Below are 25,341 nucleotides of genomic sequence, written 5' to 3' on the forward strand. Positions count from 1 at the left end.
CTCGTATTCGATTATCTCTCAAATAAGATCTTTTCAATCCAACATGAATAATGGCCCAAGGGCGAGCTTAGGTAATTGATATTGTTCTGGATAAGTCACATCAACTAAATAGAGTCCATGGGGTTTAGCCGTTGCTGCGGCTTGGTTTCTGTCTTTTAACGCGAGCAAATCGCCCATCCAAGTCAGTGGCTGATTACCTAGACCGATTTCTAACAATGAACCGACAATATTGCGCACCATGTGATGCAAGAAAGCATTCGCAGCGATATCAACAATCACATACATACCTTGGCGCGTGACATTAACGCAATGCACATTACGAAACGGTGTTTTCGACTGACACTGGACAGCGCGAAAGCTGGTAAAATCCTGCTCACCCAAGAGTGCCTGTGCCGCTTGGTGCATTTTGTCAGCATCGATATTGCCGTGATAATGGCTTACACCATGGCGTAAAATCCCAGGCCGAAAAGTGTGATTATAAATCACATAGCGGTAGCGTCTGGCGGTGGCCGAAAAGCGCGCATGGAAACTGTCGTCGACTTCTTTGACCCAACGAACGGCAATATTGTCGGGCAAATTAGCATTCACCCCTAAGGTCCATGCGCCTTCATTACGAATAGCATTGGTTTCAAAATGGACCACTTGGCCTGTGGCATGCACGCCCGCATCGGTACGGCCAGCGCAGAAGACGCCGATAGGCTCATTGGCCACTATCGATAACGCCCGTTCTAATTGCCCTTGTACTGAATCGACTTCGGCCTGACGTTGCCAGCCAAAATAACCATTACCGTCATATTCAATACCTAATGCAATCCGCATCCACTTATCCTCACAATTGATTTAGCGGCGCATTTTATCACAGCAGCCCATAAAAAAAACGGCGCTGAAGGCGCCGTTAGATTGAAACACTCTCAACCGGGATTAACTAATCTCTTTGAGCAAACGTCCAGCTTCATCCTGCTGGCGCTCGTTACCGTCAATTTGCACTTCTTTGAGCAGGGCTTTCGCACTGTCGCTGTCGTCAATTTCGATATAAGCACGCGCTAAATCCAGCTTAGCGTTGACTGAGTTTTCTTCATCATCAACATCGATCATCGCGGCATCACCGATTAAGGCACCGACATCACTCATCTCAACGTCAACTTCCGAATACAAATCGGTATCAGCCCCCTCTTCATCGGCATCATTCAGCAACTTGTCGATGTCGATAAAACCGTTTTCATTTTGAAAACTGGTTAAATCATGGTCAGGAACAAACTTTTTCTGCGCTTTTCGCGACTCCTGGGCATCGAGTGCAGCCAAGGCTTCATCGACGGTAAGATTATGATCATCGACCAGAGAGAAACTGTCTTCCGACGTCAACACATCTTCATCGTCATAATCTGTATTGGCTGTAAAAGCGGCGAGCACATTATCGTCACTTAAGTCTAGCCCTTGCTCAAGGTCCAAATCATCCGCGTCTTCTTTGATATCAAGTTTAAAATCTTCACTAAAATCAATATCGTTACGCGTAGCCTTAATGGGCTTCTCTTGAGAAGCATAATCGACCGCTGTGGCATCTTTGTTAGGCTCAACATCATTAGCCGTTACATCTGCTTGCGTTGCCGCAGGCTTAGCCTTAGGCGCAAAATCTAGCTCTGAGTCCCAATCGAGCACATGGGGATCTTTGCTCTTATTGGCTTTTAAATCATTAAAGAAAGAAGATTCTTTTTCTTTAACACTGGCCGCGGCTGCAGCAGCGGCCAAAGTGACTGCGGCCGTCGCTAATACATCTGCGTCGTTATCGTCACTCAATTCCTCGACTAATGTAAAAGTATCATCGGTGCCATCGATAGAGTGAGCCGCACCAATGCCTTTAAGTAAATTATCTTCGTCAACTGAATTGTCTTCTGAATCGAGCTGCGCCGTTTCCATATCGAAGTCGAATTCATCTTCATCGGCATCCAATTGCTCCGGCACATCAAACTCAGCTAAGAGTGCATCTAAATCATCATCACCTGACGCTTCACCTTTTATGTCTTCCGGTAACGAAGCTTCTAATTCTGCTGCGATTTCTGCACTGATATCATCATCTTCGGCATCGACTTTGAGTTCAGGCTCAGCATCAAAACTCGCCAGTAGTGAATCAATATCATCGGATTCTTCTACGCCTAATTCATTAAGCTCATCGTCTAACTCAGCGGCAATTTCAGCACGAATATCGGGCTCGACTTCAGGTTCAACCGCTGGCGTCGGTTTATCAAAATCCGCTAACAGAGCATCAATATCATCGGTATCTTCCACACCCAGCTCATCAAGCTCAGCGTTTAACTCTGCGGCAATTTCAGCGCCGAGGTCGGGTTCAACTTCAGGTTCTGCTGGTTTATCGAAATCGGCTAACAGGGCGTCAATGTCGTCGGTATCTTCTACGCCCAGTTCATTAAGCTCAGTGTCTAGCTCTGCGGCAATTTCAGCACCGAGATCAGGTTCAACTTCAGGTTCTACTGGTTTATCGAAATCGGCTAACAGGGCATCGATGTCATCGGTGTCTTCTACGCCCAGTTCATTAAGCTCCGCATCTAGTTCAGCAGCAATTTCAGCGCCAAGATCAGGCTCGACTTCAGGTTCAGCGGCTGGCGTTGGTTTATCGAAATCAGCTAATAAGGCATCGATATCATCAATGTCTTCTCCGCTAAGTTCATCATCTAGCTCATCACCGAGTTCTGCCGCGATGGCAGCACTGAGATCTTCATCATCAGACGCAACAACGTCTGGTGCAGGCGCTTGTGCAATCTCAGTATCTTCTGCAGGAACACTAAACTCGGCAAGTAATGCATCAAGATCATCGTCATCCGCGATGGCTTCATCGGCAGGTTTAGTGTCTGCGACTTCAACATCATTCAGCTTAGAAGTAACATCATTACTGTCATCTTCTTGAGCTAAATCGTTCGCAAAGTTACGCTCTAATTCACTTAAATCCTCTTCGGCTTCGGTGCTGTCTTCAGAAGTGCTGTCGTCAGAACCTAGGCCCGCTAATAGTGCATCAAGATCGGCTTCCTCAAGAATATTGCCAGATTTAGGTTTCTCCTCAACAATATCCTCTTCCTGATCGCCCATGGCTTCGGCCCACAGATCATCAAGAGATTGCCCTTCGTCTTCAACCTCAGGTTCGGCAGTCGTACCGGGATCGACAAACATCTCTGACGCGATATCCATCTGATCGTGGGAGTCAGTCAAATCTTGCTCAGGTTGTAAATCGACACTGCCCATATCAAGAAGACTATCGATGGAGTCCGCATGATCAGAATCTAAATGTACCGCCATATCGTCTAAATCGTCATCATCCATATCCATGATGGCGGTACCTGCAATCCCAGCGGCACTGGCGGCCATAACCGCTTCTTGTGTCTGCATTTCACGACGTTCTTTATTGCGTTTACGGCGCAGGAACCAGAACACAGCAAGCAGTAAGAACAAGGCAGGGATCACAGCCGCGGCAATCAATAACACAGGACTATTAAGGATATTGCGCCACAAGTCATCGGGCTCAATCGGTGCCTCTGCCTCTACTTCAGCTTCAACAGCTGTCGTCTCTGGCACTTGCGCAGCTTCAACTTCGGCTTTCAAGGCTTGGTTTTGTAGTTTACTGGCTTGAAGTGTTTCTTCCAGCACAGCAATCCGTTGATTTAATTCTTCAACTTTAACTTTTAGCGCTTCAACATCTGAAGTGCGCACTGACAGTTGATCTTGAGTGCGGGCTAATTCATCGGTTAATGACAGATTTTTGCTTTCTGCCGCTTCTAACCGCGCCGTCACATCTGAACTCAGCATCTTGGGCTTTTCTGGAACAGGTGTTTCAACAACCGCTTTAGGTGGTGTCACTTTCGTTTCAACAATCACCGCAGGAGCCGTGACTGGCGCTTTTGCTGTCGTCACCTTAGCTGGCGGTTTAGATGCTGCTTTCGCCGGAGCCCGAGATTGTCTATCACTTTGCTCTGCTCTGGCTATCGCCATACGATTGGGGATCGACAGCATGACTTCTTTAGACGGAATGAGCAGGATCATACCGCGTTCTAAACTGTTATAACTGGCAGAGTTAAACGCATGAGGGTTAGCATCGTATAAGGCGGCCATCACCTGATAGACGCTAACACTGGCATCAGGACGGACTTTTTGCGCTATGCTCCAAAAAGTGTCTTTCGATGTCGTTGGACCATATTGATGGTTAACTTGACGGATCTGTCCGTCTGGCCCCATGATTTTTAAGGGTTTTAATCTTGGTGTATCTGCAGCAACGGCGGGTTCAATAAAATAAGCGGTAGAAGAAACAGCTAAAACAGTGGCCATTAGACCCACAAGATACGAAGTGCGAAATTTCATCAATCCTTCCCTTTGAAGCGCTATAAAGTTATCTCACTGATAACAGGCTTTAGGCAATTGTATTTATTGAGATTACTATAAACCAGAAATCCCCGCCCTGCTACTGTTCACAATTGTAAAACAAAAAAAGCCTGCTGACAGCAGGCTTTTCAATGGGCATCAAATGCAATCTAATGCTTAGTAATAATCTCTCACTAAGATCTCGGCAATTTGCACACTGTTCAAGGCTGCACCTTTACGAATATTGTCTGACACGACCCACAAATTAATCCCGTGAGAATGAGAAATATCCTTACGAATGCGACCCACATAAACCGGATCGGTTCCTGCGGCATCTGTCACTGCTGTTGGATAATCATCATCGGATTCAAACAATACCACTCCTTCGGCATTACGCAGTAAAGCTTTAACGTCTTCGGCATCAACAGGCTGACGAGTTTCGATATTAATGGCTTCTGAGTGACCATAAAACACAGGCACACGTACGGCGGTCGCATTCACTAAAATCTCATCGTCACCGAAAATCTTCTGGGTTTCCCAGACCATTTTCATTTCTTCTTTGGTATAGCCGTTATCCATAAATTTATCGATTTGTGGCAATACGTTAAAAGCAATTTGTTTTGGATAGACTTCAGCGTCAGCAGGTAAACCTTGCAGTAATTTAGTGCACTGATGCGCTAATTCTTCAATGGCTTTTTTACCTGTGCCCGATACTGACTGGTACGTTGCCACATTAATGCGGCTGATACCATAGGCATCATAAATAGGCTTAAGTGCCACCAGCATTTGAATCGTTGAGCAATTTGGGTTAGCAATGATATTGCGATTGCGGAAATCAGCGATAGCATGCGGATTCACTTCAGGTACAACCAAAGGAATATCGATGTCGTATCTAAAGTGAGAGGTGTTATCAATCACAACACAGCCTGCTTCAGCGGCAATCGGTGCCCATTGGGCGGAAACATCACCACCTGCAGAAAAGAAACCAATTTGAGCTTGGGTCCAATCGAAGGTTTCTACGTCGAGAATGGTAATTTGTTTGCCATGAAAGCTGACCGTTTCACCGGCGCTGCGGCTACTGGCTAAAGGGTACAAATTGGCAACCGGGAAATTACGCTCTTCGAGGATCTCTATCATAGTTTGACCCACTGCGCCCGATGCACCTAAAACGACAACATTAAATTCCTGTGACATAGCTACTGACCGACTCCTGAAAAACCTAAATTGGACAACCAATCTACCTCAGATTGACCGTCATAAGCCAGCGCCAATACACTAAATTCGCGTCTATGTTGGTGATTTTTTCTCATAGTGTCGAAGCCATTCTCATTTAAGAATGTATTTCTGAACATCTTGTCATCATCGCGCAAATCATAGACAAAACGCGCGAGCTGTAATAACGCTTTTTCATTCGGCGCGGTCGCAAGTTCGACCGCCTTAATGTTAAAGCTTGGCAAGAGATCCAGCAGACTTTTATCGGCAGCAATATTAAGTAACTGACACAGCTTTTGATAGAGCATAAAAGTGCCGCGCGCCTTACCTTCTAAGCTGTAACCTGCAATATGCGGCGTGGCAAATTCAGCCAGTGGCACCAGTTCAGGCATCGGTGTTGGCTCGCCTTCCCACACATCGAGTACAAGTTTAAGATCATCACGCTGGCGTTTAACTCTGATAAGTGCTTTGTTATCTATCACATCACCGCGGCAGCAATTCACTAACCAAGTATTGGGTTTGAGCGCCTTTAAGTGCGCCTCATCGAATAAATGTTTGGTTTTATGCTCTCCCGTTCGCGTGATGGGCACATGCAAACTGATGATATCGGCCTGCGCCATGATGGTTTCTAAGCTCACAAAACTACGCGGATCGCCCTCTGCAGCTTTAATGGGATCGTTAAGCAGTACTTTAATACCATAGGCTTGCAAACATTTTGCCGTTGCAGTGCCAGTGTTACCCGCGCCCACTATGCCGACGACCTTGCCCTTAAGCGGCGAATTAAAGCGCTGCGCCAACTCCAGCATAGCGATAAAAGCAAACTCCCCAACCGCAGTCGCATTGCAACCTGGCGCATTAGAGAAGGGGATATTACGCTCGGCAAGGTAGGCTAAATCCACATGATCTGTGCCTATAGTGGCACTGCCGACAAACTTCAGTTGATGATTGTCCGAGAGCAACTCGGCATTCACTTTGGTGACTGAGCGCACTAATAACACATCGGCATCGCGCACTTGCGCTGCGGTTAACGTGCGGCCATTAACAGGAATAATTTCCCCGAGATCGCCAAATAGCGGTTCAACATAGGGCATATTTTCATCGACTAAAATCTTCATGGGCACCTGATCTAAAAAAAGTGGGAATGGAAGGCATCAAGATGCTCGGTATTCTAACAAGACTAATGGGATAAATCCTTGTCGATGCAACAGGTTTACAAAAAACGCCCATAAAAAAGGGAAGCCTAAGCTTCCCTTCTATCGTGTTTGATAAACAAACTTATTTGAATTTGCGCATCACTAACGTGGCGTTTGTACCGCCAAAACCAAAGCTGTTACTCATGACTGTAGTCAGCTCAGCATCACGATACTCACGCACGATAGGCATATCTTTCGCCGCTTCGTCCAGATTTTCGATATTGATGCTTGGGGCAATAAAGCTGTTTTCCATCATGATTAAGCTGTAAATCGCTTCATGTACGCCTGCGGCGCCTAATGCATGACCTGTCATAGACTTAGTCGATGCAATCGGTGGGCACTTGTCTTTGAAAACTTCACGTAGCGCTTCTAATTCACGCACGTCGCCCACTGGCGTTGAAGTGCCGTGAGTGTTGATGTAATCGATTGGGGTATCGACATCCATCATCGCCATTTGCATACAACGCACAGCGCCTTCACCCGATGGCGCCACCATGTCATAACCGTCTGAAGACGCGCCATAACCAATCACTTCAGCGTAAATTTTTGCGCCGCGAGCCAGAGCATGCTCTAACTCTTCAACCACTAAAATACCGCCGCCGCCAGAAATCACAAAACCATCACGGTCTGCATCATAGGTACGAGAGGCTTTTTCGGGTGTGGCATTGTACTTGGTTGACAGTGCGCCCATAGCGTCGAAGCCCATGGTCAGTGTCCAATCCACTTCTTCAGCACCACCGGCAAACACCATGTCTTGCTTACCCATTTGGATAAGTTCAACGGCGTGACCAATACAGTGGGCGCTGGTTGCACAGGCTGAACTGATAGAATAATTCATGCCTTTAATTTTAAATGGCGTGGCTAAACAAGCGCTGGCCGTGCTCGACATGATGCGAGGCACAATATACGGACCTACGCGTTTAACGCCTTTTTCACGCAATGTATCGGCAGATTGTACTTGGTTAGACGATGATGCGCCGCCTGTACCCACAATCAAACCTACGCGCGGATCTGAATACTGCTCTTCAGTTAAATTGGCATCGGCAACCGCTTCTTGCATAGCAATGTAGGCATAAGCTGCCGCATCACCCATAAAACGCAATGCCTTACGATCGATATGCTCAGCAGGGTTTAACTTGATGTCACCCCATACATGGCTACGTAATTGCATCTCTTCAAACTGAGCTGAATGCGTAATACCACTGCGGCCCGCTTTCAGTGACTCGGTCACTTCTTGCTTGTTATTACCGATACTTGAAACAACACCCATTCCGGTGATCACGACTCTTTTCATTTTATTGCTATCCATTGTGTACATGTCAGTACCTACTTTTCGCTGAGCCAATAGTATCTGTTTTGACTCAATTAAGTGGTCAGCTTTCCATAAAGGCGAGTAAAATAATGCCAATTATGAGACCGAGAGTAAATTTCTTTGACTGCAGAGCCCAATAAACCTTGCCAAATTAAGCGCGATTACCCGCAATTAATCAACCTTTATCCCGCAACAGCTCACACTGATGCACACTATCTCAGCAAATTGAGCATTTATCAGCAGCGGGTATTTGAGGCTCATTCACAGCAAAAACTCTTAGTATTAGGGCAAATTGGTTTAGGTAACGGGCTTGAACTCTTATCTTGGTGGCGCACTCAGACGAACCCTAACCAACGATTACTCCTTAACGTATTCGAACCCAATCCGATTAATGCTTACGAACTTAAATTACTTTGGGATCAATCCGCCTGTTTAACCAAAGTGCCTGAACTTGAGCCACTTGCCCAACGCTTACTTCATACAGAGCCGACGGCTATTATAGGTTGTCAGAGATTAATTTTTGATGATGGTCGTATCACAATCGACCTGCACTTTGGTGATATTCAATCCCAGCTCTGTTCACTCATCCATTCTCCGCTTCACCCCGTTCAGCACTGGCTGGTATTGCCCCATCTACAAAATGGGTTAAATCAGCAGATCCATTGGCAGATGGCAAAACTCAGTGACGATGGCGCCACTGTGGCAACTATTGGATTAAACGAATCAAGCGGATTAAGCGAAACTCCTGTGAGCCGTTTCCAAGCCTGCGGCTTTGAGGAGAGGGATTTTACCTGCGCTGCAATACAGACAAACCATCAGCCTGATGCCATTTTGTTACACGAGCGCCACGTCTTACGCCAGCAAGACGCTAAAGCCTATGCCTTTAATCCTATGGCTGCAATCTTACCCTCGGTGCCGCCCAGCTCGATTGCCATCATAGGCGGCGGGTTAGCCTCGGCGCATTTGGTGCTGTCTTTGGCGGAACGCGGCCAAAGTACGCAGCTCTTTTGTAAAGATGCCAAGCTTGGCCAAGGCGCCTCGGGCAACCGCCAAGGAGCGATTTATCCACTGCTGACACCGGAAAATGATGAATTAAGCCGCTTCTTCCAGCAGGCATTTTTATTTAGCCGCCGTCGAGTACAGGCGCTGACATCTGTCCCCGCCCCAAATCAAACGCCGATTTCCCATGATTTTTGCGGGGTATTGCAAACTGCCCACGATGAACGCAGCCAATTACGACTCGATAAAATTATTCAAAGCCAGAACTGGCCAAGTGAAATTGCCTATCGAGTCGATGCGCAGCAGGCTAATTCTCTTGCGAACATTAATATTGACAAATCAGGCTTTTTCTATCCGCTGGCTGGCTGGGTTTGTCCCTACGAATATGCCGAAGCCGCAATACAAAAAGCGCAGCAGCTTTCTGAGGTCAAACTCCATTTGGAGACTGAGATCCTTGAAATTGAGCATCAAAGTGAAGGTTGGTATTTAATCACCGCTAAGCATCGCTTTGGCCCCTTTGCGCAAGTTGTGCTCGCCAATGGCGCAGCGCTCACGCAATTTGATGCCAGCAACAAATTACAAATTAGCCCTTTTCGCGGCCAAGTCAGCCATGTGCCCGCTCAATTTCAATTGAGTCAGCTCGCGACTGTGCTGTGCGCCAACGGTTATTTAACCCCGAGTCACGAAGGACTCCACTGCCTTGGCGCGAGTTACGTTAAAGAACCTAAGCATCTAGATTTTTGCCCGCAGGAGCAACAAGAAAACCTCGCCAAAATGCACGAGAGTTATCCCAATCAGCCTTGGCTTGAAGATATCGACATGAGTGGCAACAATGCCCGTGTTGGCGTGCGTATGGTGACGCGGGATCATTTCCCTATGATGGGCTGCGCACCCGATGTGGCGCAAATTATTAAGGATTATGCGCAACATCAACTCACGAAAGAGAGTCGTCACTACTGGCAAACCACGCCAGCGCCGGTGCATCAAGGGCTGTATATTCTCGGTGGGTTAGGCTCACGGGGGTTAAGTTCTGGGCCATTGGCCGCCGAATGTCTCGCGGCGCAGCTTTGCGGCGAGCCAATACCACTCGATAAAGCTACTCTGTGTAAACTCAACCCTAATCGTATGTGGCTGCGAAAATTGCTCAAGGGCAAAGCGCTCTAGGCAATCAATCGCTAGAAAAATAACGTTTTTGAGCGCTATAAAAAAGGGATTAAGCCATGGCTTAATCCCTTTTTAAAAATGTTATTTTTAAACCAATTAAGCTGCTGTGATGGCTATCGCGTTATCAATGCTGCTAGGTTCAAGGCTGCTAGACCCGACACTACTGGATTCAACATGTCGAGGTTTTCGCGGCGCTCTGGGCCCTTTCACCCGAGTACGATTGTTGTTATCACGACTCTGACGGATGAGCGCATCGCCGCTTAAGTTCGAAGGTAGACCAGATACTAGGCTCGATGTCAGGCTTGCAGCCTCACGGTGGGATTTAGCCAATCTGTCGTATAGCAACACATTGACCGAAGCCGCAAGATTCATACACCCGACCGTAGGCACATACACTACGGCATCGGCTTTATCGATAATCTCTTGGCCAATGGTGCCATCTTCAGGACCAAACACATAAAAGGCTTTCGCGGGATGAACAAAATCCGGCAGCGGCGTCGCGCCCACCACCAAATCGACACAGATAAGCTGAGTGTCCGCCGGAACCGCGGCTAACAATGAAGTGACGCCAGTGAGCGGAATGCGCTCGCCAGCATCTTTAGTATCGACATGGTATTGCACTGCACCCGAACGCGCGGCTAACTCGTAGCGCCTGCCAGTGTAAAATACGCCATCGACGCCATAACAACCCGATGCGCGCATAATGCCACCGACGTTAACGGGCGTTTTAGGATTCACTAAACCGATAAATACCGCGCTGGCATCGAGCGTTTGCTCACAGGCTAATTCAGCACTCGGCATTTCTACACTCGTTACTTCGGTATTAGTCACGTGCTCGTTGTCAGTCATCGGCTGGGAGCTAGGCAACATCCAATTCGCCTATAATCTTTGCCTTCAGCTGTGCCCATGCCTGTTCAACCAAGGCATAATCGGCATCGTTTAATTCTTGGCGCGCGAGTGCTAGACAGTCGGTCATTTTTAGCATTAAAGCATCAAGATCCGTTTCACCCTGTGCTTCCAATTGTGACAACACTACGGCCACATGGCCCTGTAAGTAGCCACAGGCAAACAAAGCATCGTCATCACCATGACTAACAACGCTGGCGATCCACTGTTCTAATGCGTCTTCGTAATGCTCTAACATGGGTCTAACTCTCCATTAATACTGGATTGGCCGACACATCTGCTGCGACCAATAAATCTGGATTGGCCACCTGATACATGACGTAATCATGGTAGCCCGTCGTCACTTTATAATAGCCGCCAAGCTCGCTATCTAATTTAGGGTCGCCACTATCCACAATTAGTGGTCGTCCATCAAGTGCTTTTAGCTTAGTTTTTGTGGCAAGGATAATAATATTGTCTTTTCCGATGCGCCGAATCAGCTCGGGCGACAACTGTTGATTACCACGCCCTAAGATATGGCCTTGGCCACCAATTAAGGTAATCACCAACTTAGTCGGCTTATCTTGGGTCAGTTCGAGTAATTCATTCGCGGTTAAGTCACTGCCGACTAAACTTTTATTTTGAATAAGATCAACACCGAGTAGGGTATTATCCAGAGCTAACTCTTCCATCACAAAGGCAACCGTACTGCCAGAGCCCATGATGTACAATTCATCCTCCATTTGATTGATCACATCGGCGGCGATATCGGCCAGCACGAGTTCATCGACTTCCTTGCCGCCCATCTTCACCGCTTGTACATAACGCGGCTCGGCGGGCACTAAGAGCTCACCAAATCGTTTAGCGCGCACTGTGCCTTGGCGAAAAGCCACTTCGTCGATATCCATCACATCGGCGGACATCAAACTGACAAGTTCGCCATCGAGCAACATCTTGACCACCATGCCAGACGCATGGGGCGTAATACCGTAAACGCCGGAATGAATTTTCACCCCAGCAGGCACGCCGAGTACGGGGAGTTTGTCGTCGATAGTGGCTTGTTCAAATACGGAGTAAACATCGCGGGCCGTGCCATCGCCACCGGCAAAAAGGAGTAAATCCAGCGGTTCATCCAGCAGCGCACGCACAACGGCCTGCGTATCCAGTGCCTGAGTTTTATCCGGAGTTTGATACACCACTCGCGTGGTAAAACCGAGTGTTTTAGCGGCGTCTTCACCCATGATGCCTGAAGCAGTAATGACTTCAATGTCATCACTATAATCACGGATAACCTCGAGGGCCTGCATCATACGCAAGGCGGCTTTGGGTTCAGCGCCTAAGGCGAGCGCTTCTTCAGCAACGCCATCGCTGCCCTTAAGGCCAACACTGCCACCTAAGCCAGCTAATGGATTGATAACTAACCCTAAACGAAACCGAATCACCCTTTACCTCACTTAACGCAATCTTTTGATTTTTTTTATACTTTTATCTTAATGGATATGACTAGGCCGTATGGGCTGAAACACTCGGTTTATCCTTAGGGATAAAGAATACCGCCAGCATAGCGGCAAAGGCGCATACTGCGGCAAATACCCAAGACCAAACCGCCCCACTACCATCGCCCCAAATATAGCCGCAAATCCAAGTACCGAGCGCGCCGCCAACCCCAAAACTTAAACTGGCGTATAGGGCTTGACCTTGGCTTCTGTGACTCGCATCGAAATGTTTATGCACAAATTGAATCGATGCCGCATGGGTTAAGCCAAAGGTAAAGGCATGTAATAATTGGCTAAAACCAAGCCACAACACGCTATCTACCCCAAAGGCAACCAATAACCAACGCAAGCAAGTCATGCCGATGCTGACAATCAATAAGGTATTCACGCCATAGCGGCCGAGTAAACGCGGCGCGAACATAAACATCACGATCTCGGCCATAGCGCCAAGGGCGACAAATATGCCCGCCGAGGATTCGGAGTAACCTGCTTGCTTTAAATATAAGACGAAGAAGCCGTAGAAAGGTCCCGCGCTCATTTGCAGCAACATGGCCGAGACTAAGAACCAAATAATCGCCCGATTCCATTGCAATGGCGGCCGCACTTGACTGGTGTCACGCACTAAACGATTTGCAGGTAATGGCAACGCACTGGCTAACATGCCAATAAATAATGACAAACCAATATAAGGCAGCACTTCTGTGCCCCACTGACCAATGGCAAAGCCCGCACCGACAACAAGACAAATATAACCGACACTACCCCAACTGCGAATTTGACCGTAGCGGCTGGCATTCTCGCCTAAGGTTTCTAAGGTGATCACTTCAAGCTGGGCGAGGATTGCATTCCAAAAGAAGGTATATAAGGCCAAACTCAGCGCCATATACACAAAACCACCATGGTAGAAGAAACTCAAATACGCCAGCGCGGCGGCCCCTGCGCCCATTTTGATCAGCTCGGCACGCATCCCCGTTCGGTCAGCCACTTTAGCCCACACATTCGGCGCAACGATGCGCGTCGCCATCAGGATGGCGAGTAAAAAGCCAATTTCTTGAGGATTAAAACCGCGATTTTCGAAGAAGACCCCAAGATAAGGGACCATAGTGCCGAGAATAGAAAAGAAGAAAAAATAGCAGGCACAAAGCCAGCGCAATTGCCGGCTTGTGCTAGAAGAAGTTGACATTAACGCATTCCATTTATCTCATGCCACTCATTGTATCGTTATCGCATACCAGCTATTTCATGCGACTTATCGCATACCAAGCACTGGCGTATGACTACGCACATCCTGATTTTGCGCTCTGTGTCTTAGCAAGTGATCCATCAACACAATGGCAAGCATAGCTTCGGCAATCGGTACCGCGCGGATCCCAACACAAGGATCGTGACGACCTTTAGTGACCACTTCAGCCATTTCACCTTGTGCCGTCATACTTTGACCTGGCACGCTGATGCTGGAGGTGGGTTTTAACGCAATATGGGCAATAATCGGCTGACCCGACGAAATCCCACCGAGCACACCGCCCGCATGGTTAGATTCAAAGCCTTGCGGCGACATTAAGTCACGCCCTTCGGAGCCCTTTTGCGTCACGACACCAAAACCATCACCAATCTCAACACCTTTGACGGCATTAATACCCATCAGCGCGTGGGCGATATCGGCATCGAGTCTATCAAATACTGGCTCACCTAAACCCACTGGCACACCTGTCGCGATAACGGAGATTTTCGCGCCAATCGAGTCACCGGATTTTTTCAGCTCTCGCATGTATTCATCGAGCGCTTCAAGCTTGCTAGCATCGGGGAAGAAAAAGGCATTTTGCTCGATTTGGTCAAGATCAATGGTCTGCGCACAAATAGGACCCAGCTGCGACATATAGCCGTAGATCTCGATACCGTGAACTTGCTTTAAATACTTTTTAGCCACAGCACCCGCCGCAACCCGCATCGCAGTTTCACGGGCTGAAGAGCGGCCACCACCGCGGTAGTCACGCATACCGTACTTTTGCTGGTAGGTATAATCGGCGTGCCCAGGGCGAAATAAATCTTTGATATTAGAGTAATCTTGACTGCGTTGATCGGTATTTTCAATCAAGAGTCCAATCGAGGTGCCCGTAGTTTTACCTTCGAAGACGCCGGATAAAATCCGCACTTCATCGGGCTCACGGCGTGCCGTGGTATATCGGGATGTCCCAGGACGACGGCGGTCAAGATCATGCTGCATATCGGCTTCGGTTAATTCAAGCCCAGGAGGGCAACCATCAATAATGCAACCCAGTGCAACACCGTGACTCTCACCAAACGTCGTCACTACAAAATTTTGACCAATACTGTTTCCAGACATCCGCTTTGTACACCTTAGGTTATTTGTTCATCGCTCCGCGCCCAGCGAGTACTGGACAATTTATTTTCCCGCTGCAAGCCTAACTGGCAGCGGGAAAAGTCTCAACCTAATTTGCTATCTTAGGCTATTGTGCGTCGCGATAAATGCCGAACACTGACTGATTTTCGACCAGTTGATCGCGGGTCAATACAAATACACCATCGCCGCCATTTTCAAAGTTAATCCAAGTGAATGGCACTTCTGGAAACTGCTCAATCAAATGCACCATAGAATTACCGACTTCGACTACGAGCAAACCCGTTGGTGTTAGGTATTGCGCGGCATTGGCCAGTATGCGTTTGGTTAAATCTAACCCGTCGCGACCTGAGGCTAAACCGATGGCAGGCTCATGGTGATATTCATCTGGCATGTCGCCAATGTCTTCGGCATCCACATAAGGTGGGTTTGAAACAATCAAATCATACTGAGGCCCTTCTGGAATGGCCGAAAACAGATCCGATTGCATCGGGAATACTCTGTCCATCACACCTAAGGTTTCGATATTGATTTGCGCCACATCTAAGGCATCTTCGCTGATATCCAGCGCATCGACTTCGGCGTCTTCAAATTCATAGGCACAGGCAATCGCGATACAAGCGCTGCCAGTACATAAATCTAAAATACGTGTAACTGGCTTGTTATATAACCAAGGGCTAAAACGATTAGCGATCATTTCGGCAATCGGTGAACGTGGCACTAACACGCGCTCATCGACGTAAAATTCAAGCCCAGCAAAACGCGCTTTGTTGGTCAAGTAAGGCACAGGTAAGCGCTCTCTCACCCGACGAATGATCAACTCGACAATTTTATGCTTTTCACTGCTGGTCAAGTTACTTAAAATCACTTGCTGACCGATTTCTTCGGGTAAGTGTAAGGCATGGAAAACTAAGGCGATGGCTTCATCCCACGCATTATCAGTACCATGACCATAATACACATTGGCATCGTTAAAACGGCTCACGGCCCAACGTAACATATCGCCAATAGTACGTAATTCTGTCACAGCTTCATCTACAAAGATCTTATCCAAAACGTGCTCCCGCTAGTATGTTCGCAAACATTGTAACTGAACTCTATTCAGAGTTCATAGGATTCAATAGAATACCCGCCATGAATAAAGACGACGACAAAGAAGGCTTGGCGATGTTCTCAGCGCTTATCGATGGTATTAAACCCATCACCCAAAATAAGCGACACTTTCGCATGCCCTTAAAAACCAAACAGGTAATAGAACTGAAAGAGCAGCAACTGCATGCTAACAGTTATTTCTCAGATACTTATCAACCACTACTGCCTGTACAAGGGCCGATGCGTTGGTTAGAAGAAGGTGTTGACAGTTTAGAACTCAAACGCCTCAGACGTGGCGATTACCAGCCAGATTTACTGCTGGATTTACACGGCTATCGCCAATCAGAAGCCAAACTTGAGCTAGCAGCATTGATTCAAGCCTGCGTCAAACAACAGAGTCTGTGCTGCTGCATTATGCATGGTTATGGCAGTGGTATATTGAAACAACAAGTTCCCATGTGGTTAGTGCAGCATCCTATGGTGAAGGCTTTCCATCAGGCCCCTAAAGAATGGGGCGGCGATGCGGCGTTATTAGTGCTGATTGATATTGGTGAGCAACCGCATAGACGTTAGCTCGCTATCGGCTTAGGCTTTAACATTTCCTATTTAGCTGAAAACAAACGGCCCATTTAATGTGGGCCGTTTGTTTTGTAAAAGAGATATAAACCTAGATTAGCTAATACTATGCGGGGCGTGCTGCCACACGATTGAGGCTTGCTCGGCATGTTTATCAATGAGCGTAATGCCTGACGTCGCGAATAATGGCGGCTCAACGCCAGCCACTAACTCACTGACTAAGTAGCCCAGTAACGGCATGTGAGCAATCACGAGTACTTTATCCGCCTTGTATAACTCAGCATAAGCCACAACCAAGGCGGCTACATTGGCGGGATCGCCAGAAGGCACAAGATCATCGGCGACTAACCACTTACGCGGCTCAGGAAAATGCTGACTCAGTTCCTGCCACGTTTGCTGTGCTCGTAAGTAAGGACTAACTAAAACAAGATCGAAATCAGCCACACTACGAGCTAGCCAGTTGCTCATCAACACAGTATGGTGCCTTCCAACATCGGTCAGTGTTCTGTCTCTATCAGACTGAGCATTAAATCCGGCGTCACCATGTCTCATCAAAAATAGCTGCATACTTCTCTCGCGACTCAAACTTGTTTTTGTTTTATCCCAATTGTAGCCCTAAAATCCGTTTCAACAAACCTCACAAGACTTAATCTTTAGTCGATAAACACAAGAGATATTTGCTAAAAACCATTAAGACTATCAATATATAACAAGCTATCGTTACCGGAGTGTCTCTTTGCAAGCCTCTCAGTCCATATATAAAAGTCCAAATGATCACCGCCAGTATCGTTATCTTGTATTAGATAATGCGCTCAGGGTGTTATTGGTTGAAGATCAAGATGCTAGCCAAGCTGCCGCATCTATGGCTGTAGGCGTGGGTCATTTTGATGATCCCGCAGATAGACCCGGCATGGCGCACTTTTTAGAGCATATGCTCTTTCTAGGTACTGAGAAATTCCCAGACTCAGGCGAGTATCACGCCTTTATTAATCAGCATGGCGGCAGCAATAACGCTTGGACGGGCACAGAGCACACTAACTTCTTTTTCACCATCAATGAAGAAGTGTTTGCCGACTCCTTAGACAGATTCAGCCAATTTTTTATCGCCCCAAAATTTGATTTAGATTTAGTCGATAGAGAACGCCAAGCTATTGAATCTGAATTTAGTTTAAAGCTAAAAGATGATATCCGTCGGACCTATCAAGTACTCAAAGAGACAGTCAACCCACGGCATCCATTTTCGAAATTTTCCGTGGGTAACTTAGTCACCTTAGGCGGAGAACAGGCACAGGTACGTAGTGAATTACTCGATTTCTATCAAAGCCATTACAGCGCCAACTTAATGACCTTGTGCTTAGTCGCTCCGCTTTCCCTTGATGAATTACAAGATTTAGCCTGCCACTATTTTAGTGGGATCCGAAACTTGAACTTAGTGAAAAACTATCCTCAAGTACCACTATTTTCAGAAAAAGAACTGTTGAGGCAAATCGATATTGTGCCGCTTAAGGAGCAAAAACGCTTAAGCATCAGTTTTAATTTCCCAGGAATTGATCACTACTACAAACGTAAGCCTTTGACTTATATCAGCCATATTTTAGGCAATGAGAGTCATGGCAGTCTGTTGTCGTATCTGAAAGAACAAGGATTAGTGAACAACTTGTCTGCGGGCGGCGGTGTAAATGGTTATAACTTCAAGGATTACAGTATCGGTTTACAGTTAACCGATAAAGGGCTAGGCAATCTCGATGAAATTATCAGCTGCTGTTTTGAGTATATTGAACTTATCAAAACCCAAGGCTTAGATGAATGGCGTTATTTGGAGCGTGCAAACCTGCTCAAAATGGCGTTTCGTTATCAAGAGCAAGTTAAATCACTCGATTTAGCCAGCCATCTCAGCATCAATATGCATCACTATGAGATCGAAGACTTGGTCTTTGGCGATTATCGGATGGATGGGCTGGATATCCCTGAAACCATTGAGCTACTTGAGCTCATGGTGCCACAGAATATGCGCCTGCAGCTTATCGCCCAATCGGTTAAAACCGATCGTAAAGCTAACTGGTATCACACACCGTACAAAGTCCGCCCAATTGCGCCACAGTCCCTCGCTCGTTGGCAAGTGAACAATATTCGCCCTGAATTACAGCTACCGGCTGCAAATCCTTTTATTGTCGCCGACTCGATTGCCCGTCCGGATAAGAGCGATGTTGACGTGCCAGTGATAGTTGCAGAATCAACTGGATACCGCATTTGGCATAAGAAAGATGATGAGTTTAATGTGCCAAAAGGTCACATGTATTTATCGCTAGATTCAGAGCAGGCAAGTAAAACGCCAAGGCATGCCGCCCTCACCCGCTTATATGTTGAAATGCTACTCGATTATCTAACCGAGCCAACCTATCAGGCCGAAGTTGCTGGATTAAGCTATAACATTTATCCGCATCAAGGCGGAATTACACTGCATTTATCGGGCTTTACCGGCAATCAAGAAACGTTATTAGCGCTATTAATCCATAAAGCCAGAGAGCGCAATTTTACCGAAGAGCGCTTTGCCCTCATAAAATCTCAGCTACTGCGCAGTTGGCAGAATCAGACACAGGCTAAACCGATTTCACAATTATTTACTAGCCTGACTGTTACTCTGCAAAAAAGCAGTTATGAACCAGCACGCATGGCACAAATGTTGGAAGATATTAGCCTAGAAGATTTACATAACCATGTACGCGCCTTCTACGAAAAGATCTACCTTGAAGGGTTAGTCTATGGGGATTGGTTAGTCTCTGAAGCACAAGCTCTCGGCAAACGTTTAGAGCACATTTTATCTTTAGTTTCGACGCCGAGTGCAGAGTCCACCAGAGAATTAGTGAATTTAACAGGCCAAGGCACGTTACTGAGAGAGCTCGCAATAGATCATCAAGATAGCGCAATTATTGTGTATTACCAATCTGCCGTGGCAACACCTGAAAAAATGGCGCTATTTAGCTTACTGAATCACACTATGTCGTCCACCTTCTTCCATGAGCTGCGTACTGAAAAACAGTTGGGCTATATGGTAGGCACAGGTTACCTGCCGCTCAATCGTCATCCTGGACTTATTTTCTATATTCAGTCACCTACAACTGGGCCACTGCATTTATTAGAGGCCATCGACGAGTTTATTGCCGACTTTAATTATGCAGTGATGCAAATCACCAACGAAGAATGGGAAAGCACAAAGGTAGGTCTGATTAATCAAATCATGGAGCACGACGCGAACCTCAAAACTCGCAGTCAACGTTATTGGGTCAGTGTCGGCAATAGAGATTATCAATTTAATCAAAGAGAACTCGTCGTAGACGAAATCACTAAGCTCACCCGCACTGATTTACTCAAATTCATGATGCGTAAAATGCGTACTAAGCACAGCGATCGCTTAGTGTTATTTAGCACAGGTGAACAACACAGAACCCAAGCCGCGCTGATGTCAGACAAAATGATCACGGATCTTAAAGTTTTTAAGCAAACGGCAGAAAAGTTTAATTTCTAAACAAAAAACACTTTTGCTCACACATTTGTGAGCAAAGTTAGGTAAACAAACAGAACCGCTACAAATCAGTCCAACTATAGTCGTATCTTTCAGTGTTGGGCGTAATCCTGATGTAAAACATGGCTAGCCTATGTTCTACCACTTCAGCACCGAACAATTTTACTGCATCTACATGCTGTTAAAAGGATTTTCTGCAGACTCCACTTTGACAAACCGCTCACTTTCTGGAAAAGTGATGTAACACAATTGTTTCATGGCATCCTCGGATAATAAGAACAAACACTATGCCTAAAGCACTCTTGAGAATTTTCTTTCTTCTAGCTATTTCCCTATCGACCGCAGAAGCGCAACAATTACCAATAGCTTTAAAAACTGAGTCTTATGGCGTCCCAGAAGGCCTATCCCAGAGTACAGTCACATCGGTCATTGAAGATAATGATGGTTACATCTGGATTGGTACTTTGAACGGATTAAATCGATTCGACGGTGAAGAATTTAAGCATTTTTTTGCACATGATCACTCTGGTCTATCTAGTTCATTTATTCAAAGCCTATTATTTGACAATAAAACAATGTTAGTTGGAACTGACAATGGTTTAAATATTTACGACTCAGAACTTGAATCCTTCAAAAAACAGGAACAAATAAATGAAGCCATATGGTCTATAAATGACAATGGTGAAATTTATACTATAGGTACTAAAAATAAGATCATTGATATTAGAAAAGATAATTTAGAAATAATAAAAACATATCAAGATGAAAGCTTTAGCTTCATAAAGAAAGCAATTAAGACTAATAACGGCTACATTGTAAGAAATCATGATGGTAAAATTATTCATTATCACGAAGATTCAACAACTACTATTTTATCCCTACAATCTGTAGACATAGTAAAAGGCAAAAGTGGAGTTTATATTTTAACATCAGATGGTATTTATAAAAAAATATCAGAAGACATACCGAAATTTCTTGCTGGTGAGTATACAGGTCTAGCCGTGATTGATGGTCAAGTAATACAAACAAACCTTGAATCATCAGAGGTAACATCAAAAGGTTATGTATTAGAAAAGAAAGAAATCACTAATCAAATTCAAGCCTACAGGACGAATAACTATACAATAATTCCTTCATTAAATATGGGATTCATTCTAATCAGAGACAGCAGCAATGTTGTAAAGTCCCTAATAAACCCTATCGGAAATATCTGGTCAATAAGCTTATTAGACAATGAACGAATTGTGACATCTGATGATAGTAGTGAAGTAGAAATATATAATTCAAACTTTATCTTCGAGGATAGAATAGACACAGAAATATCAGGACCTAAATATATTATAAGAAACAGAGACTCTTTTATCATCGGAGGTAACAATGGCCTTTATGAGTTTAATGGGGATTTAAAAACAACAATATTAAGCGATAGCATTGTCACTCTATTTAAAAACCAAAAAAGAACCGAGTTAATTGTAGGAACAAGTAAGTCTGACATATACATAATTGATCTACTAAATAGAAAAAACATTCGTAAACTATCACTAAAGAATAAGCACCCAATATTCCAAATTCAACAGACTCTGGATGGCACACTTCTACTTGCTACTCAAGGTGGACTGGTAAGTATAGATACTAACGGCAACGAAAAAACAATTTTTGATGATGATTTTGTTTATTGCATAACTGAGACACCAAATGAATATCTTTTTGGAACTAGAACTTCAATCTATTCGACTAATAAAGAAACGTTAGAAATCAATAAAATTTATAACTCAAACAAACCAATTTACTCAATCGCAATTGATAATAGTAATGACTTTATGGCATCTTCCATAAATGAATTGATTTTAAGCAGAAATGGGAAATTACTAACACTAACGACTGACTATGGTAGTCAAGAAGAATACAATAATCAGAGTGGGATATTCTGGAATGGCAGTTTCTTTTTTGGTGGAATAACTGGCATTAGTGCCATAAATAAAGCTAATGCAATATCTTACATTGAAAACAATGTTATAAACACCAATATCAGTGAGCTTTTAGTATTTAACAAAACGGTTAATATAGGCGATAACCCACTAGAAAAAAGTATATCAAAATCAAAAATGATTGAATTAAAATATTCAGACTATCCATTTACATTGAAGTTCAACTCTCCGAAGTCAAGTCATAAACATATTGAGTACTTTTACAACCTAAATGGCCTATCTGATACATGGATTACTGCAAAAGGTACAAACTCTGCAACCTACACAAACCTCTCACCTGGTCATTATATTTTTAATGTATTTGGTGAAAACCCTGTCACCGGAGCAAAAGGTCCAGTAAATTCCCTTAACATTTATATATCGCCTCCATGGTGGCTATCTTATTGGGCAAAATTAATTTACTTCATAACTACATTGCTAATAACTTTTTTTATTATTAAAGCTGTATTACGAAAAAGAGAAGTGCAACGCCAAATAGCGCTCAGCGAAGAAAGATTAAAACTTTCCCTTTGGGGAAGTGGTGATGAAATGTGGGACTGGGACATAGAAACTGGCAATATTTTTCGCTCCAATATCTGGGGAGCTCTTGAATTTCCCCGTGATGGGCATCGTTCTGGAAAATCGGATGAAGAGAGTAATATACATCCTATGGATCAAGAACGTGTCCGTGAAGCGCTTAATAAGCATTTTTATGGTGAAACAGATCATTTTGAAGCCGCATATAGGGTAAAAGGCAAAGACGACAATTGGGTATGGATCTTAGACCGTGCCAAAATTGTAGAGAGGGATGACAAAGATAATGCCCTGCGAATGACTGGAACGATTAAAAATATTAGTCAGTTTAAACAAAAGGAAGAACAACTAAAACTCTTTGAAAAAGCAATTGAAAACATTTCGGAAGGTATGTTTATCCTCGACAACGAATACCGTTTTGTCGAAGTCAACGAAGCTTGCTGTAAAATTTCATTGCGTAATCGAACTGATTTTATTGGCAACTTACTCACATTTGATTTATATCCAGAAACCTTCTCCATCCAAATTAGAACCATGTTAAAACAGCAAGGTCGCTGGGCAAATGAAGTCGAAGCAGCCAGAGGAGATGACAGTCACTTCCATATGGAACTCACTATCGATGCGATCTATGATGAGTTAGGCGAATTATCACACTATGTCGGTGTTTTTTCTGATATATCAAGACGTAAGCAGCAAGAAGAAGAACTTAGAAAATTAACCAATAACGATCTCTTAACCGGACTACCTAATCGCTCCAACTTACAAGTGACCTTAAATAACCTAGTGAATCGAGAAATAGCTCATGCGCTTATGGTGCTTGATCTTGATAATTTTAAACGTATTAATGATTCCCTAGGCCATCAAATTGGGGATACTTTATTAAAGCTCGTTGCTACCCGCATTAAGTCCTTACTTCCTAAAAATACCAGTATTTATCGTCTAGGCGGAGATGAATTCGCCATTGTATTAGACAAGGGTTCAGATATAAGCGCCAGTGCAGCAATAGCTAACCGTATTATTGAAGGGCTAAAACCTGCATTTGACGTTAGCAATGAACAACTAGTCCTAGGATTAAGTATTGGTATCGTGCTGTTCCCAGAAGATGAACAAAGCGAGCAAGCATTACTGAGAAAGGCTGACATTGCTATGTACCATGCTAAGTCTGCGGGAGGTAATTGCTACCAGTTTTATTCTGAGTCCTTGAACCAACATGCAATTAGGCAATTAGAAATAGAAAATCTTATCCGTGAAGGCTTAAAAGATGATCTATTTGAAGTTTATTATCAACCTAAGGTTGATCTTAAAAGCGGTAAAATTGCAGGCATGGAGGCTTTAGTCAGATTAAATCATCCAGTACATGGTTTAATTCCCCCCAATGACTTTATTCCACTTGCTGAAGAAAACGGTTTGATTGTTGAAATTGGTGAAATTGTCTTACGCAAGGCTTGTTTCGCAGCGCAAAAATGGCGTGAACAAGGCATATTCAGCGGCAGAGTCGCCGTCAATTTATCGTCACGTCAATTTGCTCTGCCCGATATTCAACAACGAATAGAGTCAATTTTAAGACTCACCAAACTACCTGCATGTCATCTTGAATTAGAAATAACTGAGGGCACCGTCATTAAACAGCCTGAAACGGCAATTATTGTCATGCAGCAATTGGCTAAAATGGGCGTCAGTTTAGCACTCGATGATTTCGGCACTGGGTACTCGTCCCTTTCATACTTAAAACGCTTTCCTATTCATACTTTAAAAATTGACAAAGCCTTTGTTGACGATATAGATAAATCTGATCGCGATCTCAAAATGGTCGATTCTATTATCACCATCGCCCATAACATGGGGCTTTCTGTTGTGGGTGAAGGCGTAGAACAAGCAGCACAATTGAACATTTTACGGGCACTTAACTGTGAAGAAATTCAAGGCTATATTTTTAGCAAGGCCATAAAAGAGACCGAATTTACTCAGCTACTTCAAGAAGACATGGTAAAGCCAAACACTAATAGCAACATTACTTAATCATTTAACTCTCAATTTGATTTTGATTTACAACATTGGCACAACAAGTGCAACAGCGCTATTAGTGTCAATAATAAATCAATATTAACTACCCTGAGAGATAATTAGAATGATTAAAGGAATATTAACTGTTGTAGCATTAACATCATCGCTTGCTGCTGTAAGCAATCTTACTTCCTTAGATAGCATAGATACCTTCTCAGCAGTACCAAATGTTCGCTTCAAACAAACTGAAGTTGCTGCCGTACCAAACGTTCGCTTCAAACAAACTGAAGTTGCTGCCGTACCAAACGTTCGCTTCAAACAAACTGAAGTTGCTGCTGTACCAAATGTTCGCTTCAAACAAACTGAAGTTGCTGCTGTACCAAATGTCCGCTTCAAACAAACTGAAGTTGCTGCGGTACCAAACGTTCGCTTCAAACAAACTGAAGTTGCTGCAGTACCAAATGTTCGCTTCAAATCAATTGATGTTGCTGCGGTACCAAATGTTCGTTTTACCGAAACAACTTTTGCTTAATAAAAATTTTTATTAAGGAGCTAAAATGCTGAATTCAATCAAAAAAGCACTCGGTTTATCCAAGCCAGCGCGTAAAAAAGTTAAGTTGCCTGAAGGCTTGAATCACCTTGAAGTGATTTCAGCAAAAGGTTGGT

General features: G+C 44.7%; 17 protein-coding genes. 5 read left to right on the forward strand and 12 right to left on the reverse strand.

Annotation, left to right across the window (positions count from 1 at the left end; all coding sequences use genetic code 11):
• Window positions 1–33 precede the first annotated feature (33 nt).
• The 5 genes from truA to fabB all read right to left on the reverse strand — a co-directional run bounded on the left by truA (window position 34) and on the right by fabB (window position 8,058).
• Window positions 34–819: a tRNA pseudouridine(38-40) synthase TruA gene (truA, locus tag L5L98_RS05230; protein WP_028761033.1), complete on the reverse strand. Its 786-nt coding sequence runs from the start codon at window positions 817–819 to the stop codon at window positions 34–36.
• A gap of 102 nt (window positions 820–921) precedes the next feature.
• The gene (locus L5L98_RS05235; RefSeq protein ID WP_263139089.1) at window positions 922–4,359 is read right to left on the reverse strand and encodes a FimV/HubP family polar landmark protein; all 3,438 of its coding nucleotides are present in this window, start codon (window positions 4,357–4,359) and stop codon (window positions 922–924) included.
• Window positions 4,360–4,536: 177 nt separating this feature from the next.
• A complete protein-coding gene (locus tag L5L98_RS05240) occupies window positions 4,537–5,553 on the reverse strand; it encodes an aspartate-semialdehyde dehydrogenase (protein WP_263139092.1) in 1,017 nt (338 codons plus the stop codon).
• A gap of 2 nt (window positions 5,554–5,555) precedes the next feature.
• Window positions 5,556–6,686, reverse strand: a complete 1,131-nt coding sequence (locus L5L98_RS05245) for a 4-phosphoerythronate dehydrogenase (protein WP_263139095.1) — start codon at window positions 6,684–6,686, stop codon at window positions 5,556–5,558.
• A 160-nt stretch (window positions 6,687–6,846) separates the two neighbouring features.
• On the reverse strand, window positions 6,847–8,058 hold the full coding sequence (fabB, locus tag L5L98_RS05250; protein ID WP_168824238.1) for a beta-ketoacyl-ACP synthase I: 1,212 nt from the start codon (window positions 8,056–8,058) through the stop codon (window positions 6,847–6,849).
• Window positions 8,059–8,196: 138 nt separating this feature from the next.
• Here fabB and mnmC point away from each other — a divergent pair, with 138 nt between their 5' ends.
• On the forward strand, window positions 8,197–10,239 hold the full coding sequence (gene mnmC, locus L5L98_RS05255; protein WP_263139099.1) for an FAD-dependent 5-carboxymethylaminomethyl-2-thiouridine(34) oxidoreductase MnmC: 2,043 nt from the start codon (window positions 8,197–8,199) through the stop codon (window positions 10,237–10,239).
• A gap of 96 nt (window positions 10,240–10,335) precedes the next feature.
• Here mnmC and L5L98_RS05260 read toward each other — a convergent pair whose 3' ends face one another.
• From L5L98_RS05260 to prmB, 6 genes are all read right to left on the reverse strand, one after another.
• On the reverse strand, window positions 10,336–11,109 hold the full coding sequence (locus L5L98_RS05260; RefSeq protein ID WP_198572776.1) for an RNA methyltransferase: 774 nt from the start codon (window positions 11,107–11,109) through the stop codon (window positions 10,336–10,338).
• Window positions 11,099–11,383, reverse strand: coding sequence for a YfcL family protein (locus tag L5L98_RS05265; protein ID WP_263139102.1), 285 nt, complete (start codon window positions 11,381–11,383; stop codon window positions 11,099–11,101). Before L5L98_RS05265 ends, L5L98_RS05260 begins: the two co-directional genes overlap by 11 nt.
• Window positions 11,384–11,387: 4 nt before the next feature.
• On the reverse strand, window positions 11,388–12,566 hold the full coding sequence (locus L5L98_RS05270; protein ID WP_131523505.1) for an ATP-NAD kinase family protein: 1,179 nt from the start codon (window positions 12,564–12,566) through the stop codon (window positions 11,388–11,390).
• A 61-nt stretch (window positions 12,567–12,627) separates the two neighbouring features.
• Entirely contained in the window at window positions 12,628–13,803 is a 1,176-nt protein-coding gene (locus tag L5L98_RS05275) for an MFS transporter (protein WP_263139105.1), read from the reverse strand.
• Window positions 13,804–13,869: 66 nt separating this feature from the next.
• Entirely contained in the window at window positions 13,870–14,964 is a 1,095-nt protein-coding gene (aroC, locus tag L5L98_RS05280; RefSeq protein WP_028761043.1) for a chorismate synthase, read from the reverse strand.
• Window positions 14,965–15,088: 124 nt separating this feature from the next.
• Window positions 15,089–16,033, reverse strand: coding sequence for a 50S ribosomal protein L3 N(5)-glutamine methyltransferase (gene prmB, locus L5L98_RS05285; protein ID WP_011788895.1), 945 nt, complete (start codon window positions 16,031–16,033; stop codon window positions 15,089–15,091).
• An 80-nt stretch (window positions 16,034–16,113) separates the two neighbouring features.
• Here prmB and smrB point away from each other — a divergent pair, with 80 nt between their 5' ends.
• Window positions 16,114–16,644 carry an endonuclease SmrB gene (gene smrB, locus L5L98_RS05290; RefSeq protein ID WP_263139107.1) on the forward strand — a complete coding sequence of 177 codons (531 nt, stop codon included), beginning with the start codon at window positions 16,114–16,116 and terminating at the stop codon, window positions 16,642–16,644.
• Window positions 16,645–16,743: 99 nt separating this feature from the next.
• On the opposite strand, the gene sixA is transcribed toward smrB, so the two are convergent.
• Entirely contained in the window at window positions 16,744–17,214 is a 471-nt protein-coding gene (gene sixA, locus L5L98_RS05295; protein WP_028761045.1) for a phosphohistidine phosphatase SixA, read from the reverse strand.
• Window positions 17,215–17,383: 169 nt separating this feature from the next.
• Here sixA and L5L98_RS05300 point away from each other — a divergent pair, with 169 nt between their 5' ends.
• The 3 genes from L5L98_RS05300 to L5L98_RS05310 all read left to right on the forward strand — a co-directional run bounded on the left by L5L98_RS05300 (window position 17,384) and on the right by L5L98_RS05310 (window position 25,207).
• A complete protein-coding gene (locus L5L98_RS05300) occupies window positions 17,384–20,173 on the forward strand; it encodes an insulinase family protein (RefSeq protein ID WP_263139110.1) in 2,790 nt (929 codons plus the stop codon).
• A 284-nt stretch (window positions 20,174–20,457) separates the two neighbouring features.
• Complete coding sequence (locus L5L98_RS05305; protein ID WP_263139113.1) at window positions 20,458–24,690, forward strand: EAL domain-containing protein; 4,233 nt, start codon at window positions 20,458–20,460, stop codon at window positions 24,688–24,690.
• Window positions 24,691–24,799: 109 nt separating this feature from the next.
• Window positions 24,800–25,207: a hypothetical protein gene (locus tag L5L98_RS05310; protein ID WP_198572770.1), complete on the forward strand. Its 408-nt coding sequence runs from the start codon at window positions 24,800–24,802 to the stop codon at window positions 25,205–25,207.
• Window positions 25,208–25,341 lie beyond the last annotated feature (134 nt).

The sequence above is a fragment of the Shewanella sp. SM23 genome (assembly GCF_025654295.1).
Classification (GTDB): Bacteria; Pseudomonadota; Gammaproteobacteria; order Enterobacterales; family Shewanellaceae; genus Shewanella; species Shewanella oncorhynchi.